Origin of the sequence: Clostridium intestinale DSM 6191 (assembly GCF_900130055.1) — a bacterium.
GTDB lineage: Bacteria > Bacillota > Clostridia > Clostridiales > Clostridiaceae > Clostridium_T > Clostridium_T intestinale.
Genome location: NZ_FQXU01000009.1, coordinates 16,915 through 36,413 on the forward strand (window position 1 = coordinate 16,915; position 19,499 = coordinate 36,413).

The 19,499-nt window shown below is 30.2% G+C and carries 15 protein-coding genes; 10 read left to right on the top strand and 5 right to left on the bottom strand.

Annotated features, from left to right (window positions below; translation table 11 throughout):
• Nucleotides 1-35: 35 nt before the first annotated feature.
• Nucleotides 36-632: a DUF2628 domain-containing protein gene (locus BUA92_RS14425; RefSeq protein ID WP_073020596.1), complete on the bottom strand. Its 597-nt coding sequence runs from the start codon at nt 630-632 to the stop codon at nt 36-38.
• A 154-nt stretch (nt 633-786) separates the two neighbouring features.
• Here BUA92_RS14425 and BUA92_RS14430 point away from each other — a divergent pair, with 154 nt between their 5' ends.
• Nucleotides 787-2,595, top strand: coding sequence for an LTA synthase family protein (locus BUA92_RS14430; protein ID WP_073020598.1), 1,809 nt, complete (start codon nt 787-789; stop codon nt 2,593-2,595).
• A gap of 43 nt (nt 2,596-2,638) precedes the next feature.
• On the opposite strand, the gene BUA92_RS14435 is transcribed toward BUA92_RS14430, so the two are convergent.
• Nucleotides 2,639-3,820 carry a cation diffusion facilitator family transporter gene (locus tag BUA92_RS14435; protein WP_073020600.1) on the bottom strand — a complete coding sequence of 394 codons (1,182 nt, stop codon included), beginning with the start codon at nt 3,818-3,820 and terminating at the stop codon, nt 2,639-2,641.
• A 164-nt stretch (nt 3,821-3,984) separates the two neighbouring features.
• On the opposite strand from BUA92_RS14435, the gene BUA92_RS14440 reads away from it, so the two are divergent.
• Complete coding sequence (locus tag BUA92_RS14440) at nt 3,985-6,768, top strand: SH3 domain-containing protein (protein WP_073020602.1); 2,784 nt, start codon at nt 3,985-3,987, stop codon at nt 6,766-6,768.
• A gap of 78 nt (nt 6,769-6,846) precedes the next feature.
• Entirely contained in the window at nt 6,847-8,142 is a 1,296-nt protein-coding gene (locus BUA92_RS14445; protein WP_073020604.1) for a M18 family aminopeptidase, read from the top strand.
• Nucleotides 8,143-8,178: 36 nt separating this feature from the next.
• Here the strand turns inward: BUA92_RS14445 and BUA92_RS14450 are convergent, their stop codons facing one another.
• Nucleotides 8,179-8,394, bottom strand: a complete 216-nt coding sequence (locus BUA92_RS14450) for a hypothetical protein (protein WP_073020607.1) — start codon at nt 8,392-8,394, stop codon at nt 8,179-8,181.
• 139 nt (nt 8,395-8,533) lie between these two features.
• On the opposite strand from BUA92_RS14450, the gene BUA92_RS14455 reads away from it, so the two are divergent.
• From BUA92_RS14455 to BUA92_RS14485, 7 genes are all read left to right on the top strand, one after another.
• A complete protein-coding gene (locus BUA92_RS14455) occupies nt 8,534-8,908 on the top strand; it encodes a desulfoferrodoxin (protein WP_021803169.1) in 375 nt (124 codons plus the stop codon).
• 255 nt (nt 8,909-9,163) lie between these two features.
• A complete protein-coding gene (locus tag BUA92_RS14460) occupies nt 9,164-9,838 on the top strand; it encodes a response regulator transcription factor (protein WP_073020609.1) in 675 nt (224 codons plus the stop codon).
• The gene (locus tag BUA92_RS14465; protein ID WP_083553538.1) at nt 9,835-10,986 is read left to right on the top strand and encodes a sensor histidine kinase; all 1,152 of its coding nucleotides are present in this window, start codon (nt 9,835-9,837) and stop codon (nt 10,984-10,986) included. Before BUA92_RS14460 ends, BUA92_RS14465 begins: the two co-directional genes overlap by 4 nt.
• A gap of 199 nt (nt 10,987-11,185) precedes the next feature.
• On the top strand, nt 11,186-12,598 hold the full coding sequence (locus BUA92_RS14470) for an ABC transporter permease (RefSeq protein WP_073020611.1): 1,413 nt from the start codon (nt 11,186-11,188) through the stop codon (nt 12,596-12,598).
• Nucleotides 12,599-12,608: 10 nt separating this feature from the next.
• Nucleotides 12,609-13,268, top strand: coding sequence for an ABC transporter ATP-binding protein (locus tag BUA92_RS14475; protein WP_073020614.1), 660 nt, complete (start codon nt 12,609-12,611; stop codon nt 13,266-13,268).
• A gap of 189 nt (nt 13,269-13,457) precedes the next feature.
• Complete coding sequence (locus tag BUA92_RS14480) at nt 13,458-14,279, top strand: Cof-type HAD-IIB family hydrolase (RefSeq protein ID WP_073020616.1); 822 nt, start codon at nt 13,458-13,460, stop codon at nt 14,277-14,279.
• Nucleotides 14,280-14,424: 145 nt separating this feature from the next.
• Nucleotides 14,425-15,192 (top strand): M50 family metallopeptidase, encoded by a 768-nt coding sequence (locus BUA92_RS14485; protein ID WP_073020618.1) that lies wholly within the window; start codon nt 14,425-14,427, stop codon nt 15,190-15,192.
• A gap of 66 nt (nt 15,193-15,258) precedes the next feature.
• On the opposite strand, the gene BUA92_RS14490 is transcribed toward BUA92_RS14485, so the two are convergent.
• Both BUA92_RS14490 and BUA92_RS14495 read right to left on the bottom strand, forming a co-directional pair.
• Complete coding sequence (locus tag BUA92_RS14490; RefSeq protein ID WP_073020620.1) at nt 15,259-17,046, bottom strand: ABC transporter ATP-binding protein; 1,788 nt, start codon at nt 17,044-17,046, stop codon at nt 15,259-15,261.
• Nucleotides 17,043-18,782 (bottom strand): ABC transporter ATP-binding protein, encoded by a 1,740-nt coding sequence (locus BUA92_RS14495; RefSeq protein WP_073020622.1) that lies wholly within the window; start codon nt 18,780-18,782, stop codon nt 17,043-17,045. The genes BUA92_RS14490 and BUA92_RS14495 overlap by 4 nt, the downstream gene beginning before the upstream one ends.
• Nucleotides 18,783-19,499 lie beyond the last annotated feature (717 nt).

Below are 19,499 nucleotides of genomic sequence, written 5' to 3' on the forward strand. Positions count from 1 at the left end.
GCACGAATTACCTAGTGCAACAACTCTTTTTTTATTTAATAAGAAAATCCATTAAGGCTAGAAGCAGCTAGTATAAATCCAAGTATAATAAGCAATACAAGAAATGCAGCTAGTATTCCGAATATAATTGGTATTGCAATATTAACTCCACCTGAATAAGCTATTCTTCTAGAAGCCATTTCTGAATCAGATGATATTGACTTGATTTCAGTAATTTTCTTGGTAACATGTATATTATATATTTTATTTCCTAAAACCCCGGAAGCTATAGAAATAGCAATGCCAAAGATACTATCAAGAGGTGTATCTTTAAGTATAATATTTAGAAGTAGGTTACCTGCAAATAAAGCAAAGCCATAAGCATACATTTTTCTATAAAGCATCCATATTGAACTAAAGAAAAAAGCGGGCCAGTTCCAAGAAACTGAAGAAGCAGCCATCTTCATATTATACCATTTAGTTAAATAATAAGCTGATTTCTTATATCCAACAAATAATTCTAAATCCTTATCGGTTATTTCAGACGAATTATAATTATAACTTTCATTATAGGCTTCTGTACTATTAAATGATGAACAGTACGGACAATCTAAAGTATTATCATATTCTTTTCCACATCTTGGACAAATCATAAAAATCCCCCTTAAGTAATACGAGATATATTCATTAATAATAAATATATCAAAAATTATAAAATATTACAAATAAGATTAATAATAATTTCACTATTTTTTTATAAAGACTATTGTATAATAGATGTTGAGTATTTTTATGGAGGGAAATTAGATGAAACAAAGAAAAATTGGTACATATGTAGATTTTATTGCTTTAATTACGTATATTATTATTATTTTAAAAAGTGCTATATATCTTTCTATGCTTAGGACAGTAGGATCTGCTTCTATAAACTTTAAGACTATGTATTTTGGAACTCCTGATATATTAACACATTTAGTTATACCTATTGTGATAATAAGTTTTTCATATTTATTTAAAGGAAAAGCAAAAGTTGGCTTCAATTTAATTATAGATTTATTTATTTCATTATTTTTTATGTTTGATATTTGGTATTATAGGGCTAATGGAACTTTTTTATCCATAAGACACCTATTATATCCAGAAACATTTAATCCACTAGGAAAAAGTTTATTAAATTTTAGAGCTGTGGACATGTTATTTCTAGTAGATATAATAATCTTTGTAGTAATTTTCTTGAAAACTTCAATAGAGTATAAAGAATTTAAAAGAAATGTAGTTGCGTTTGTATTGTTATTAACCCTAAGTAGTAGTTATATAGTTTATGCTCATTATACAATAGATATTTATGATAAAACAAATGGAGACAAGATGCTTTTTAGAACTTGTTGGGCACCATTTCAAAGCATGTCTAATATGAGTCCACTAGGATATCATGGGTATGATGTTTATAAATATTTAAAAGAAGTTAAAGATATTAATTTAACTAGCGAAGATAAATCAAAAATAGAAGATTGGCTTAATTTTAATAATGAAAATATAGCAGATAATGAATATAAGGGAATGCTTGAAGGAAAAAATCTTATAGCTATACAAGTAGAGTCTTTAGAAAACTTTGTAATAGGACAAAAGATTTATGATCAGGAGTTGACTCCTAATTTAAATAAGATGTTAGGGAATTCACTTTATTTCTCAAATATCCATGAACAAAATAACTCAGGAACTAGTTCAGATGCTGATTTGATGGTTAATACTTCAGTTTTTCCTATAAGAAATGGAAGTACATTTTTTGATTATACAGCTAGAAGCTACACAACTTTACCTAATATATTAAAGGATAAAGGGTATACAACAATGTCTACTCATCCAGAAGTTCCTGGAAATTGGAACTGGGCAGAAGCTCATAAAGGCAGTTTAGGATTTGAAAATATTTTCGATATTTCTTATTTTAATGTTGATGAGGTAATAGGTTTAGGTCTTTCTGATGAATCTTATTTAAGACAAGTAGGAGAGAAGCTAAAGGACTTGAAAAGCCCATTCTACGGATATATGGTTACATTGACAAGCCATGGGCCGTTTGAGATACCAGAAGATAAAAAATATCTAAAGCTTCCTAAAGAATTAGATGAAACTCTTTTAGGAGGATATTTTCAAAGTGTAAGATATGTAGATGAGGTTGTAGGAAAATTCTTAAAACAGTTAGAAGCACAAGGGATGCTTAATAACTCAGTTATAATGCTTTATGGAGATCACACTGGTATACACAAATTCTATAATGATAAAATACAAGATATTAAATTAGAAGGTGACTGGTGGAAAAAGGTTGATATGAAAATTCCATATATAATTTATAATCCTTCACTTAAAGGAGAAGAAATTAAAGCTAATGGAGGGCAAGTTGATATGCTACCAACAATCTCTTATTTACTAGGAGTAGATAGAGAAAAGTTTGGAAAGACGACTATGGGAAGAGTTTTAGTTAACACCAATAGAGATACTACTGTGCTTAATTCAGGAGAAATAATTGGTACTCCAAAGAACGAAGAAGAAGAAAAGCATTTAAAAGAAACCTTAGATGTTGCTAATAAAATAATACTTGGAGATTACTTCAAAAAATAATTTAAACCCTCTTTAGATTTTTATTTCTAAAGAGGGTTTTTCTTTATTCATTATAATCGTGATCTATTGTAATTATACAGTTATAATGAGGATGTTTTTCTTTGATAGCATTAATAATATTATTTTTTAAATCATCTTCAGTAGTTTGTTTTTTTAATAGATGATAATTGACTACTACATCAAAAATTAAATTTTTCTTATCTCCTTCACCAACTATCCTAAAATCATGAATAGATTTTATCATTGGGTAGGAACTTATTATAATGTCTACATCAACTTTTGTAGCAGCTATTTCTTCTGTCTCTATACAAATAGGATCCATGTGAATAACTAAATAAATTTTAAGGTCATCAGATATTTCTCTCTCAGCAGTATCTATTATATCGTGAATTTTCATGATATTTATATCACTAGGTATTTCAGCATGTATAGAAGCCATGGTTTTACCAGGTCCATAGTTGTGAATGACTAAATCATGAACACCAGTTATGTACTGATATGACAGAACTCTATCTTCGATATCTTTTACCAGGTCTGGATCAGCAGGTGCTCCTAAAAGTGGGGTTATAGTTTCTCTAACTAAGGAAAAACCAGAGTAAAGTATAGCTAATGCAACTACCACTCCGATATAACCATCTATAGGGAAAGTTATAAATTTTGACACTAAAAAAGAGAACACAACAACGGTTGTAGTAACCACATCACCAAGGGCATCTACAGCAGTAGCTTTTAGAGCAGTAGAATTTATTTTATTTCCAATAAGCTTATTAAAGCTGGATAACCATAACTTAAAAGCTATAGAAGCTAATAGAAGTAGAAATGGAATTAGTTCAAAAACAACTGGTTCAGGATTTAATATTCTTTCAACAGAGGATTTAATAAATTGTACACCTACTAGCATTACCATAAAAGCAACAATAAGAGCAGAGATATACTCCATTCTTCCATGACCAAATGGATGTTCAGCATCAGCAGGTTTTGAACTCATAATAAATCCAACTATAGTTATTACGGAAGATGCTGCGTCAGATAGATTGTTGAAGGCATCAGCCATTATAGCTATACTACTTGATAGAAGTCCAACTGATAACTTTATTATAAATAAAATAATATTAATAATTATTCCAATAATACCTGCTAGTAGTCCATAGGAGTTTCTAACTTTGTCATTAGTAATGTCATCACTATTTTTTATAAATAGAGATACTAGCTTGTTTGAAATCATTTAATACACCCCATTCTAAATTAATACTTTATAATTATTCTATCTTAAATAAGTATTAATTATCAAATTAAATTTATTTATATAAAAATTACATAATTTTATGGTATAATTTTCATAAGAGTTTTTAGGAAAATTATAGAGAATAGGGAGAATAGTGAAGAACAATGAATAAGAAGAAAATATCAGCACTTATATTGTCATCTACTATTATAGCTAATGTGGCACATTCAGTAGAAATTGCTCAAGCTGCAACCAACACAGATAATAGTACTCAAGGTCAGAGTACAAGTTCCACACCAACATTAAACGGAATTAAAGTAAGTAAACAACTTATAGATATAAATTACTCAAAAGGAGTAACAACGGTTCCAAGGTATATTGTAATACACGATACAGATAATAGAAAATTTGGGGCAAATGCGAAGGCTAATAGAGATTATTTTGCAAACCATCCAGATGCGCAAGCATCAGCACACTACACCGTGGATCAAAATAATATAATTCAGGTATTAGAAAATAATTGGAGAGGATGGCATGTAGGAGATAAAAGTAATCCTATAATAAATAACTCCAACACTATTGGAATAGAATTATGTGTAAATGTAGATAATGACTTTAATAAAACGTTAGAGAATGGAATTGCATTAACTAAATATCTAATGGAGAAGTATGCTATACCAGCTCAAAATGTTGTTAGACATTATGATGTAACGGGAAAGATATGTCCTAAATATATGATATGGGACAAACCACAATTGTGGGATTACCTAAAGTCAGCTATTGGAAATGGAAACACATCAACACCTACAGATGAAAAAGTTACTTCTACAGGAGAGGTTTATAATGTATCTAGTTCAGTAAATTTAAGAAAATCACCATCAACTTCATCGGAAGTATTAACTTCTTTAAAACTAGGACAAAAGGTTGATATATTCAAAGAAGAAAATGGTTGGTATAAGGTTAGAGCTAAAGTAACTAGTAACAGTTACAACTATGATGTTATAGGTTATGTATATAAAGATTATATAAAAAGCAGTTCTTTTGAAGAAGAGAATCCCGATAATAATACTCCTTCAACAGGAAATAAAAAAGGTAAGGTTATTAATATATCATCAACTCTTAATGTAAGAGGAAGCGCATCTACTTCAGCTAGCGTAATAGGAAGTCTTAGAAACGGCGATGAGGTAGAGATTAAAAACTCCTTAACTGGATGGTATGAAATAAACTATAATGGAAAAAGCGGTTACGTAAGTAATAGCTATATACAAACAATTGATAATTCAACGACTCCAACAGGGCCAGAAAAAGAGCCAGAAGTTGAAAAAACTATAGTTGATCTTATTAAAGACAGACATAATATTATTGGAACTTCTGAAGTTACAAAGGAACAATTTAAGCAGTTCTTGAAGAATAAGAATATTAGTTATAAATTAAATTCTACTATTGAAGAATTCGTAGATATAGCTTATGAAGAAAGTGCCATAGAAGGAGTTAGGGCAGATATAGTAATAGCACAATCATTACATGAAACAGGATATTTTCAATATGGTGGAATAGTAAAACCAGAGGACAATAATTTTTCAGGGTTAGGCGCAACAGGAAATGGTGATGAAAGAAATACATTTAGCAGCGTAAGAATTGGGATAAGAGCTCAAATTCAACATCTAAAAGCTTATGCTACAAGCGATGCACTTAAGCAAGAAGTTGTTGATACTAGATACAAGTATGTAACTAAAGGTAGTGCGCCAACTTTAGAAGAGCTTTCAGGTAAATGGGCTGTGCCAGGTTATGATAAAACAAAATATTCATCTTTAGAAGCAGCTGTTAATGCAAATGCTACATATGGACAAGTTATATATAAATTAATACAAGATGCTAAAAAAGAGGTTGTAACAACTAAGCCAGATACACCTACAAACCCAACAACTCCAGACACACCTACTAATCCAACTAATCCAGAAACACCAGCCGTGAAGCAAACTGGAAAAGTAGTTAATGTATCTACTAACCTAAGAGTTAGAAGTGGAGCAGGAACAAATTATGGAGTTGTAGGATATATATTAAATGGAGAGACAGTTACTATTGAAGAGAAAAATGGAACTTGGTATAAGATTACTTCTTCAAAAGGAATACAAGGATATGTAAGCGGAGAATATATTTCAATAGATGGAAATAGCGGCAATTCCAATAATGGTAACAATAGCGGAAATGGCGGACAGACACCAAAACCAACTTCTTATAAAGCTAAAGTAAAGAATATAACTTCATACTTGAACGTAAGAAGTGGAGCAGGAACTAATAATGGTGTTATAGGTTCATTGAAAAATGGACAAGAGGTAGAGGTAACTGGAGAAGCAGGAGATTGGTTTAAAATAAAATTCTCACAAAATGGAGCTACAAAAGAAGGTTTTGTAAGTAAGCAATACATTGAGAAGGTTACTGAAAAAAATACAGGAAATACTCCATCGCCAACTACTCAACAACCAGCACCTCCAAATAATAATGCTAATACAGGTAGTCCAAAAGGGAAGATAAAAGATGTAACATCATACTTGAATGTTAGAAGTGGAGCTGGAACCAATTATGGAGTTACAGGATCGTTGAAAAATGGACAAGAAGTAGAGATAATAGGCGAGTCTTCAGGTTGGTACAAAGTTAAATATGATGGAAGCAAAGAAGGTTTTGTTAGTTCACAGTATGTAGAAAAGATTACTTCGAATACATCAAATAATTCACAAACTGAGAAAAGTGGGCAAGTAATAAATGTAACATCAAATTTAAATGTACGACAAGGGGCAGGAAATAACACTTATGTTGTAGGATACTTACTAAACAATCAAAAGGTTCAAGTAATTTCAACTGAAGGAAACTGGTATAAAATTAAATACAGTACTTCAACTGGAACAAAAGAAGGTTATGTTAGCAAAGATTATATAAAAATATTATAAAAATCTTTAAAGTATAGGTATTAATTATTAAGGGAATTTATAATTATAACAAAAGATATAAAAGAGAAGGTGACTAACATGGAAAAAGTTATTGCAAAAGAATTAATAGACTTCTTATATGATTCTCCTACAGCTTTTCATGCTGTGGAAAATATTTCAGAAATCTTAATGAAGCAAGGATTTAAAGAATTAAAAGAAGAAGATAAATGGAAGCTAAAAAAAGAAGGAAAATATTTTGTGAAGAAAAATGATTCTGCTTTAATAGCTTTTGTAGTTGGTGAAGATACACCACAAGAAAAAGGTTTTAAGATTATAGGAGCACATACGGATTCACCTGGGTTTAGAATAAAACCAAGACCAGAAATGATAGCTGAAAATGTATATTTAAAGCTAAATACTGAAGTTTATGGTGGACCTATATTAGCGACTTGGTTTGATAGACCTCTAGCTCTTGCAGGAAGAGTAACATTAAAAAGTGATAATCCACTTTATCCTAAAATAGAATTTATAAATATAAATAGACCAATTTTAATAATACCTAGTCTTGCAATTCACATGAATAGAAATGTAAATCAAGGTGTAGAAATTAATAGACAAAAAGATGTACTACCACTTATGACTATGATAAATGATAGTCTAGAAAAAGATAATCTATTACTTCAAGTTATAAGTGAAGAACTGAATGTAGCTAAGGAAGAAATAATTGATTTTGATTTATTTCCATATGAATTTGAAAAAGGCAGTTTAATAGGACTAAAAGAAGAATTTATTAGTTCAGCTAGGTTAGATGACCTATCTATGGTTCATGCTGGATTAAAAGCATTAACAGAGGTTAAATCGTCTAAAGGAACGAATATACTTGCATGTTTTGATAACGAAGAGGTAGGAAGCTCAACAAAACAGGGAGCTGACTCAGAATTATTAGCAAGCGTATTAGAGAGAATAGTAATAGCTCTTAAAGGAGATAGAGAAGATTACTTAAGAAGCTTAGCAAAGAGCTTTATAATATCTGCTGACTTAGCTCATGCAGTGCATCCTAACTATGGAGAAAAACATGATCCACAGTTAAGACCAGTTATAAATGGAGGACCAGTTATAAAAATAGCTGCGTCTCAAAGCTATACTACTGATGCTGAATCTTCAGCAGTATATGAAATGATATGCAAAAAAGCAGGAGTTCCATATCAAAAATTTGCAAATCGCTCTGATTCCAGAGGTGGCTCTACTATAGGACCTATAAATTCTACACATCTAAATATAAGATCAGTAGATATGGGAAATCCTGTATTAGGTATGCACTCCATAAGAGAACTTGGTGGTGTTAAAGATCACTACTATTGCATAAAATCATTTGAGGAATTTTATAAACTTTAAAAAAATGGAGGAATATTTTTTTATTCCTCCATTTTTTTAATCTTCTTTATATAAACTTTGGTCTGTATAATCGAATTCCATCCAAGATATGTTGTTTGAAACAATTGGATCCTTAGTAGGATCAGGTAAAATTGTATAATCTCCATTAGGAGAATAGCTTCTTAAATCATGTTCATCAGGCTCATAAAAATCTCTGTCATTTGGTAGATAGATTTTATTTTCATTAGTTATTATAGATTTATCTTTTTTCATTTTAGAACCTCCCTTCTAAATATATTTTTAGCTAAAAATATAAAATTACTATTGTAAATCATAGGTAATTGAACTATAATACATATAGGTAATAATTACTATTAAATAATAATTTTCATATGCATAAGGAGGAGTTTTTATGATAACAAAAAATGAAGTGTACAAGTGTCCAATATGTGGTAATGTTGTGGAAGTTTTAAATGCAGGCGGTGGAACATTGGTATGTTGTGGATCACCTATGAAGCTTTTAGTTGAAAATACTCAAGAAGCAGCTGTAGAAAAACATATTCCAGTAGTAACTAAAATAGATGGAGGAGTACATGTAGTAGTAGGTTCAGTAGAACATCCAATGACAGATGCCCATCTGATTCAATGGATTGAAGTAGTAACTCCAACTAAGGTACTTAGAAAGAATTTAACACCACAGGACAAGCCGGAAGCTACATTTGAAGTAGACGAAGAAATATTAGCAGTTAGAGAATATTGCAATCTTCACGGATTATGGAAAGCTTAATATATTAATTAAAGGGAGTATCAAAAATGATTAATTTTTAATCAGGAGTGATGCTCCTTTATTTTTATTAACTTTAATAATCTGAATAGATAACTATATTTGGATATTGGCGTAAGAAGAAATAATTATAGTAATTCTAATTATTTAGTTACATAAAAACAATACTAGTATTACACGATGTTATTAAAAACTAACTTAAAGCTAACAATTATTATGATATAGTATTGTATAAAAAACTATTAGAGGAGATATTTAATGAAAATATTGTTGGTTGAAGATGAAGAAATGCTTTCAGGTTTTATTGCCAAAGGGCTACGTAAATTAGGATATGCGGTGGATGTGGCTTTTGACGGAGAAGAAGCTTTATATAATTATGAAGTAAATAAATATAATATTATTGTATTAGATTTAAATATTCCTAAAATAGATGGACTGAACATACTACGTAAAATTCGCAAAAAAGATACTGAAATAAAAGTTTTGATTTTGTCTGCAAGAACACAGGTAAGTGATAGAATTTTAGGTTTGGATGAAGGAGCAAATGACTATCTGATTAAGCCTTTTGATTTTGGAGAATTAGAGGCAAGAATAAGAAATCTGCTTCGAAGAAATTATTCAACAACCCCACAAGCAATAATTCTGGATAATTTCAAAATAGATACAAATGCAAAAAAAGTTTATTATAAAGATGAAGTATTACATTTAACTAGAAAAGAGTACCATATATTCGAGTATCTACTTTTAAATAAAAATAAAGTAATTAGTGCGGAAGAAATTTTTGAACATATTTGGGATAGCGAAGCAGATCCTTTTTCAAATGCCTTAAGATACCATATTCACATACTTAAGAAGAAGTTATCATCATGTTCTGAAAAAGAAATAATTAAGACTGTTCGAGGACAGGGGTATATTATAGAGGAGGAAGTATGAGGCGCATTATGAGAATGACATTACAATGGAGGATTACGGTTCTTGTTGCAATTGTACTAATTGCTTCCTCAGTGGGACTAACAGCATTTTCTATGTACAATGCGCAAAGAACCCTTATTCCGCTTATAAAAGATTCAAACAATATAAATAATTCAAGGGGGATAGAGATTAGAATTGCAGATGATAATCCAGCTGATTCTGATAACTATGAATACAGTACATCTGTTATGGGAAAGACAGCAAAACAAAAGTTTGATGTAAAAAGTATTATTTTTTGTTTTGTGTTAACCACTGTAGGAACTTGGGTTGTTTACTTAGTCTCTGGCAAAGCTCTTCAACCAGTTAGAAAACTAAGTAGGCAAGTATCTAAAATTGATGAACGAGATCTATCGAAGAGAATTGAAGAGAGCATATCCAAGGACGAAGTGAGTAGCTTGACAAAAAGTTTCAATAAAATGCTTGAGAGGTTAGAGCAAGCATTTGTAAGACAAAAACGTTTTTCTGCAAGTGCTGCACATGAACTAAAGACACCATTAGCAACCATGAAAACGGGGATACAGATTCTTAGAATGGATGAAAAAACTACTCTAGAGGAATATAAGGAAAATGCTATTATGGCTGAAAAAAGCATTGACAGGTTGACACAGGTGGTAGAGGACTTGCTACTACTTTCTTCCACGGGAGATGAGAAAAACTTAAAGCAAGAAATCTATTTAGATATAATGTTTGAAGCTATATTCAGTGAAATATCACCTCTATATGATAGTAGAGGTATAAGCTACGAAATTAACTGTGGTGAAGTTAAACTCTGGGGCAATGAAACACTTCTTTACAGAGCATTTTATAATTTAATTGACAATGCTTATAAGTACACAAATAAAAATGGTCATATTTCTGTTTCGGTTTATGAAGAAAATAAAGCTGTAAATATTGATATTTTAGATAATGGTTGTGGAATACCGCGAGAACACCTACCTCTTGTATTTGAAGCATTTTATAGGGTAGATGCTTCACGCTCTAGAAAAATAGCAGGTTCTGGATTAGGATTATCAATTGTGAAATCAATCATTGAAAGGCATAGTGGAACAATTACAGTTTTAAGCGAAAAAGATAAAGGTTCTTGTTTCTCAGTGAGTTTCCCAAAATAATTACTACTATTATAGAAGATGGACAATGAAAAGTTGTCCATCTTTTTTTACCTAACAAAAAACTAACATTCTCTTTGCTATACTTCTCATATACCAGAAAAGTAAGAGTTGATTACAGTAAAATATAACAAAAATAATAGTTATAAGAATGTCCATATGAATTAGTTGGTTAATAAAAGTTAGAAGGAGAGCAGAAACAATGTATATTATCAAAAACTCTGTAAAGAACATAATCAGAAATAAGGGAAGAAATGGTTTAATGGCTGTAATTATTTTAGCAATAATTCTGGCAACAGCGGTTTCAATAATCATCAACACAACAACAGCTGCGATAATAAAAGATTATAAGGCGAGATTCGGAGCAGAAGTTTCGATTAATCCAGATTCTAAAATGTTGCAAGATAAGGAAATAGCAAATAGTTTCAGAATGCTGACACCAGAGCAACAAATCAAATTTGGGGAATCAGATTTATTACAAAGTTCAGAACTAATAGCTAATATTGATATATCACCAAGAAAATTAAAATCCTTAGATGAAAGTGAACGAGATAGCTGGTTTGCTTCTATGCTAAGTGGACAGATAAAAGCTGATGGAACTAAAATGCCTGAAATAGTTTCAATAAAAGGTAAAATTGTTGCTTCAAATAATCTATCAACAAATGAGGAGTTTAAAAATGGACTTAGAGAAATTACTAGTGGAAAAATGTATAAAGAATTAAACGAATGTATTGTCGGTGAGAAGTATGCCAAACTCAATAATTTATCCCTAGGAGATACCATTGAAGTTGATAGTTTCTATAAAAATAAACCTATGACACATGAATTGATTATTACAGGCATTTATATGGATAATACAATGCTTGGAAAAGAGAATGCTGAAAAATCAGCAATTGAGAACAGAAGTAATGAAATTCTTACTAGCTTTGATACAGCTAAAACTATGGAAATATTTAAGGAAATGGCACAGGTTTCCGCAAAGTATATATTAAAAGACCCAGAACAACTCTCAACATATGAAAAAGAATTAAGACAAAAAGGTTTAGCTGCATATTATAAAGTTTCTAGCGATGAAGCAGGTTATAGAAAGATAGTAGGTCCAGTAGAAGGACTAGCAAAAATAACAAACACCTTTTTAATTGTAGTTTTAATCTTGGGCTCCATTATTCTAATTCTTTTATCTACATTAGCAATACGTGAGCGAAAATATGAGATTGGTGTACTGCGTGCAATGGGTATGAAAAAAGGTAAAGTTGCTTTTGGATTCCTAACAGAGATGCTAATTATCACAGGAATATGTTTATGCCTTGGTATGAGCACTGGAGCGGTAGCATCACAACCTATAGCAAATAGTTTACTTTCTAATCAAATAAAGCTCTCAGAGGAAAATAGTAAAATGAATACAGGCGGTCAGATGACAGGAAGGACTGGTTCTGTAGGGACAAATTCTGATACAGAAATAAAACCACTTTCAGAACTTAATGTAAGTTTAAGCAAAGATGCTGCAATTCAAATCATTATGATTTCACTTATATTAGCTGGAATATCAAGTATTGCAGGTATAATGTATATTACCAAATATGAACCAATGAAAATTCTATCAGAAAGGAATTAAGGTGATAATTATGAGCATTCTAAAATTATCAAATGTATCTTATAAATATGACAGTACAAATAAAACAATATTAAAAGGAGTTACAGCAGAATTTGACAGTGGAAAACTATATGCAATCATGGGTAAATCTGGAGCAGGAAAAACAACTCTTCTATCTCTTATATCAGGGCTGGATATTTGCACAGAGGGTACTATTGATTATAATGGAAATCTTCTATCCAAAATAGATCGTGATAAATACAGAGCAGAAAGTGTGGGAGTAATTTTTCAAAGCTATAATCTATTGACAAACGCAACCCCAATTGAAAATATTGTACTATCAATGAACATAAGTAAAGTTAAAGAAATAAACAAGAAAAAAATCGCATATGAATTACTAGAGAAGGTTGGAGTTGACAGAGAAACCGCAGATCGTAAAATTCTAAAGCTTTCAGGTGGGGAACAGCAGAGAATAGGAATTGCCAGAGCCCTAGCTCATAATCCTGATATAATAATTGCTGATGAACCAACAGGAAACCTTGATGGAGAGACAGAAAAAAATATTATGGGGATACTTAAAGCACTTGCCCATGATGAAAACAAATGTGTTATAGTTGTAACTCACTCAAAGAAAGTATCGACATATGCAGATGAACTTTTAACATTAAATTGCGGAAATTTATCTTTCTAATAAATATCTTTAGTTTTGTTTTAAATAAAAAATATATGACTTATAGAATTGTTATTATTCCATTTATAATAACAATTCTTTTTTGTTGTAGTTAGCATTAATAAACTCCTACGCGATTAGTAAATAATCTCTTTTTAGAGTATAATAATAAAAGCGATAAAAGTTATTAAAAGTTCAGGGAGTGAGGGAATGAAATATAAACTTATATGTATAGACATGGATGGCACATTATTAAATGACAACCATGAGGTTAGTGAAGAGAATAAGATAGCATTAAAAAATGCTATAGATAAGGGAATCAAAATAGCTATAACTACAGGAAGATCTTTTATAGCAGCAAGCCAATATGCAGAGATACTAGGAATAAAGGCGTCTATAATAGCATCTAATGGAACATATATAAGGGAAAAGGATGAAGACAAAGTAATATATAAACATCCCTTTAACAGAGAACAATTCAATAAGGTTTGTGATGTAATAGAAAAATATGATATAAAGAAATACTTTAATACTTATAACACCATGATTACAAATGCAGAACCTCCAGAAAATCATGGATATGTGATATCTAATAAGATAGCTCCAGATAACTTACAAGTAAAGTTTGGGATACATAAGGACTTTAGAGAAGCCTATGATATATATATAGATGAAATCTTAAAAGCTATCATAATCACCGAAGATTCAGAGCTTCTAGCTAAAATAAAGGAAGAACTACAAGCAGTAGGTGGATTAGAAGTAGTTAGCTCAGGATGGCAGAATGTTGAGGTAATGGCTGAAGGAACTTCAAAAGGAAAAGGAGTAAAAGCTTTTGGAGAAATCCTTGGAATAGATAAAGAAGAGATAATGTGCATAGGAGATAATGAAAATGACATCTCTATGTTAACTTATGCAGGTTTAGGTGTAGCAATGGGAAATGCTACAGAAGAGGTAAAAGAACTAGCTGGCTATGTAACTGATACAAATAATAATTCAGGAGTAGCTAAGGCTATAAACAAATTTGCACTTTAATATTAAAGACTACAAAGGCTATATTATAAAAGCTTTTGTAGTCTTTTCACATTATAATCATAAAATCTCAAAATAAAGTATAAATATATTTATGAAGTATAGTAGATATAAAACATTAATGAGTATTAGATTATAAGGAGATAAAGTGAATGAATTAATTTTATTAATTATATTATACATGTCCATAGTAATGCATGAACTAGGACATCTACTAGCATTTGTTATATTTAAAGTGAAAGTGAGAAGTTATGATATAGGAGTTGGAAAAACTATATTACATTTCTTTATAAGAGAAGCAGAGTTTAATTTCAAATTGATTCCAGTTGGAGGTTCAGTAATACCTTTTGAGGAGGAGTATGAAGGGCTAGAATTATATAAAAAAATAATAATTTCATTAAGTGGTGTATTTGTGAATTTAATAATGAGCATTTTAGGTTTAGTTGTTTTTGCAAAAGGTGATTTAAATATAGTAGCATCAATAATAGGAGATTCAATTTTACTTGTTAGGAATTATTTAAGTTATGATAATTTATCATTTTATAATACAAGTTTTACCCTACTATTAACTGAGGAAATGGATAGTGTAAAATCTGTAATATTAAATGAAGTGATAATAATTAATTTTGTGCTATTTATTATAAACTTGATACCTATACCACCTTTAGATGGAAGCAAGGTAATAACAGAGCCACTGACAATATTTTTTTCAACAATTGGAATTAAGAAAAAAGCAATATACATGATTATAAATGTATTATCTTTTTTTGGAGTAATTGTTATGTTTATTCCTAAGATTTCTAATATAATAATCATATTTATTAGGGATCATTTAAAAACTACGGTATTTTTGCAGGTATTGATAGTTACACTTATTTTTGTTTTGATATATGAAATTAAAACCTACAAAGAGTAATTAAGTGCTGTAAGCTAACAGAGAAATTCGTTAACTTACAGCTCTTTTATTTATGAACAATTGCCCTTAGGCACCTTCATTCATTAACTTATATTGTGAAGTATATAGGTTGTAGTAAGAGCCCTTTAATGAGATTAATTCATCATGGGTTCCACTTTCAACTATTCTTCCATCATCAATTACCATAATTTTGTCACAGTCTCTTATAGTAGATAACCTATGAGCAATTACGAAAGAAGTTCTTCCGGATAATAATTTTTCAATACCTTGTTGTACAAGTTTTTCTGTATAGGTATCAATATTTGAAGTTGCTTCATCTAAGATTAATATCCTAGGGTTAGCAAGTAGTGCTCTAGCAAAAGAAATCAATTGTCTTTGCCCTACAGAAAGCTTTGAACCTCTTTCACTGACTTCTGTATCATATCCATTCTCAAGCTTCATGATAAAGTCATGAGCATTAACTGCTTTAGCAGCAGCTATTACTTCTTCATCTGTAGCATCTAATTTACCATAACGGATATTTTCCTTAATGGTAGAAGAGAAGAGGAAGGTATCTTGAAGCATTATCCCCATCTGAGAACGTAAGGATTCTAAATCCATTTTCTTAATATCTTTCCCATCTACTAGAACATTTCCTTCCGTAGCGTCATAAAATCTACTTATTAAATTAACAATAGTAGTTTTACCAGCTCCAGTAGGACCAACTAAGGCTATATTTTGTCCTTTATTAGCCTTAAAGCTAACATTATTTAAAACTTTAGTTTTGTTATCATAGCTAAAGGAAACATTTTTAAACTCAACATTTCCTTTAATCTCTGGGAATTTTTCAGCTCTTTCAATAGAATAGATATCTGGATTTATGCTCATTATTTCAAATATTCTTTGAGCTGCTGAGAAGTTAGTAATAAGTGTGTTATAGAAGTTACTTATATTAATTATAGGTCTCCAAAACATTCCTATATACATAGTAAAAGCTATTAAGGTTCCCATTGTTATTTCATTGGAGTCCAATAGTTTTATTCCATTTAAAAAGACTATTATAGTTCCAATTCCCCAAGATAGTTCAACTAAAGGCCAAAAGAAATCATTATATCTAACAGCTTCCATAAATTTATTAAGCATGTCATCTAAAAGGCTAGAGAAATTCTTTTTAGTTAAAGGTTCATTACCAAAACCTTGGACTATTTTTACTCCTGAAAAGTTCTCATGAGTATATGCATTTAAATTAGAACGCTTACTTCTATAAGCAACCCATCTTTTCCTTGAAGCTATTTCTATAGAAAACATAAGAACAGCTAATATAGGAAGTAGAGTAATAGAAGCTAGAGCCAGCTTAACATTCATAAAAAACATTATAATAGTTACACAAATTAAACTTAATAATTCAGGGATTAAACTAGTTACACTGTTTGTAAACAAGTCACCAAGGGCATTAACATCCCCTATAACTCTAGCTAAAATTTTACCTACTGGTCTTGAGTCAAAAAACTGAAAACCTAATTTTTGAATATGTGAGTATAAGTCATTCCTTATACTTACTAAAGCATTATTAGTAACGGAAGACATCATTAGTATTCTTATTCTTGAGGCTATCATTGAGCCTATATTTAAGGCTATAAATAGGATAGCCATTATGATTAATCCATTAAAATCACTGTTTGCAACATATTTATCTATAGATATCTTAAGAAAATAAGGGTTTAATAAACCTATAATCATTACAAATACCAATAAACTAATTACAATAAAAATCTTTAAGGCATAGGGTTTAAGGTAAGAAAATAAATTCTTAAGTACCTTAGATCTAGAAAGGGTTAAGACCATTTCATCTTCTTTTATACTATTTATACTCATGCAATCACCTCCTGAGTAATAGTCTCAAAATCTTTAAATTGTTCTTTATATACTTCGTAATACTTTCCTTTTAATTTTAGAAGCTCCTCATGAGTTCCTTTTTCTACAACTTGACCATTATCTAAAAACAAGATAATATCAGCATTTTTAACAGCGGAAATTCTGTGTGCAATAATAAAAACAGTAGAACTATTATTTAGGGTATTAAGATTTTTTAAAAGTTGAAATTCTGTTTCCATATCTAGTGCTGAAGTTGCATCATCTAGAATTAATATTGGTGCTTTTCTAACTAAAGCTCTCGCTATAGAGATTCTTTGTTTTTGTCCACCAGACAAACCAAGACCTCTTTCACCTATAATAGTTGAGTAACCATCTGAAAGTTCAGAAATAAATTCACTAGCACAGGCAAGGGTAGAAGCCTGTAATAGCTCTTCATCAGTAGCATTTCTATTACCAAAACGTATATTTTCTTCAATAGTATCAGAGAATAAAAATACATCTTGAGGCACTATAGATATAGCATTTCTTAAAATATCAAGTTTAATATTCCTAACATCAATACCATCAATAAGAACTTTACCTTCTGATACATCGTAATATCTTCCCAGAAGATTTATTATAGAAGTTTTTCCAGAACCAGTTGTACCCATAAGAGCAACTGTGCTACCAGCAGGAATATCTAAATCTACATTTTTTAATATCTCTTCTTCTCTATACTTAAAAGAAACATTTTTAAACTTAATATTTCCCTTTAGTAAAGCAGGGGATAGTGGGTTGTCTGAATCTTTGATAGCTGGATCTATATCCATTATCTTAAAGATTTTATTAGCAGATGCATTGTTTTGGGCAATCATATTTGTAAGCCATCCAAGCATTCTCATAGGCCAAATTAGGTTCCAAATGTATCCACTAAAAGCAACCAAAGTTCCTAAAGATATTTCCTTTGTTATAACTAGCATTCCACCTAAAGCAACCATGATTACTAAAGATATATTAGTAAGTAGTTCTATTGGAGGGAAGAAATCTGCAATTATCTTTGCCTGTTCCATGTTAAGTTTATAATTCTGCTTGTTCATTTTAAGGAACTTTAATATTTCATGTTTTTCTCTTCCAAAAGCTTTAACCAATCTAACACCAGCTATATTTTCTTGAGCTGTTGTATTAATGATAGCTCCCTGATCACTAATTTGTTCAAAAGAATCAAGCATCTTTTTTTCAAGTTTCATAGCTATAAGGGCTATTGGTAACATTATAACTAAACAAGCAAGTGCAAGTTTCCAATTCAAATAAAAAAGAATTACTGTACTGAAAATAAAATATAAGGCATTTTCAAAAAATAATCTAAGTCCAAAGCTTATGGTTCTCCAGATATTTTCTACATCTTCTCCAATTCTAGACATAAGCTCACCAGTATTCATAGTATCAAAATATTTAAATGGAAGTCTTTGAATATGATTAAACAAATCCTCCTTCAAATCCTTTGTAACTTTCACTGATAAATAATCAAATAAATACTCTTTTATATAACCAAAAAGGGCCTTTATAATATTGATTATTAATATTCCACCTATTAAATAGGGAATTAAATTTCTTTCTCCATTAGCTATAACCTTGTCTATAAAAAGCTTTTGAAAGTATGGCTCAAACATACAAGCAATTATAACTAAAAGCATTGATATACTAGGTACAAGTAAAATTAATTTATACCTAAACACATAATTCATAACTCGTTTCATTAACTAAAACCTCCTCTGAAAATAATAAAAGCCGTGGAAACTCCACGGCTAAAATAGAGGGCAAAAAGCCCATAAAAAAACCATGGAGCGACAGTCCACGGTTAAAAATACCCTTTTACTTGATGGTTACACTAAAAGAGACAGGACTATCGATAAAATTATTTAATTCTATTAAGTTACTAAAGTTTCTAAATCTAATAATTGTTAACATGTTTCCTACCTCCTTATAATAATTAAAATTAATTCTTTCTTAGGATAACATTCCTGTAAAACATTGTCAACCTCTAAAATTAAAAAATTAATTTTTTATAAATATTATTAAAAATTAATTAGTCTTATTCGTTAGAAGCAATTTTCAGCGTCATTCTGATCATTTAAGTCTCTACAGAGTAGATGCATGAAGGAATTTAATGAGACTTGAGAAGAAGTCTCTACAGAATAGATGTATGAAAGGAATTAATGAGACTTGAGAAGAAGTCTCTACAGAATAGATGTGCATAAAACAGCAAAACAGAGGAAAAGCGGAGCATAGGTATTCTGAAACATATGAGCAGTGGGAAGGTGGAACATTGGAACAGAGGTATGATGGAAATTAGAAATTCAAGAATATAATCCTTTTAAAAATTAAAAATATATTTTGTAAAATCCTTGCTAATAAATCACTAAAAAGAGAAAATGCCTATTGAAGAATTGAAGAATTGAAGAATTGAAGAATTG

Coding starts and splice junctions, on each gene's coding strand:
- BUA92_RS14425 (WP_073020596.1), bottom strand. CDS start 632: ATGATTTGTCCAAGATGTGGAAAAGAATATGATAATACTTTAGATTGT.
- BUA92_RS14430 (WP_073020598.1), top strand. CDS start 787: ATGAAACAAAGAAAAATTGGTACATATGTAGATTTTATTGCTTTAATT.
- BUA92_RS14435 (WP_073020600.1), bottom strand. CDS start 3,820: ATGATTTCAAACAAGCTAGTATCTCTATTTATAAAAAATAGTGATGAC.
- BUA92_RS14440 (WP_073020602.1), top strand. CDS start 3,985: ATGAATAAGAAGAAAATATCAGCACTTATATTGTCATCTACTATTATA.
- BUA92_RS14445 (WP_073020604.1), top strand. CDS start 6,847: ATGGAAAAAGTTATTGCAAAAGAATTAATAGACTTCTTATATGATTCT.
- BUA92_RS14450 (WP_073020607.1), bottom strand. CDS start 8,394: ATGAAAAAAGATAAATCTATAATAACTAATGAAAATAAAATCTATCTA.
- BUA92_RS14455 (WP_021803169.1), top strand. CDS start 8,534: ATGATAACAAAAAATGAAGTGTACAAGTGTCCAATATGTGGTAATGTT.
- BUA92_RS14460 (WP_073020609.1), top strand. CDS start 9,164: ATGAAAATATTGTTGGTTGAAGATGAAGAAATGCTTTCAGGTTTTATT.
- BUA92_RS14465 (WP_083553538.1), top strand. CDS start 9,835: ATGAGGCGCATTATGAGAATGACATTACAATGGAGGATTACGGTTCTT.
- BUA92_RS14470 (WP_073020611.1), top strand. CDS start 11,186: ATGTATATTATCAAAAACTCTGTAAAGAACATAATCAGAAATAAGGGA.
- BUA92_RS14475 (WP_073020614.1), top strand. CDS start 12,609: ATGAGCATTCTAAAATTATCAAATGTATCTTATAAATATGACAGTACA.
- BUA92_RS14480 (WP_073020616.1), top strand. CDS start 13,458: ATGAAATATAAACTTATATGTATAGACATGGATGGCACATTATTAAAT.
- BUA92_RS14490 (WP_073020620.1), bottom strand. CDS start 17,046: ATGAGTATAAATAGTATAAAAGAAGATGAAATGGTCTTAACCCTTTCT.
- BUA92_RS14495 (WP_073020622.1), bottom strand. CDS start 18,782: ATGAAACGAGTTATGAATTATGTGTTTAGGTATAAATTAATTTTACTT.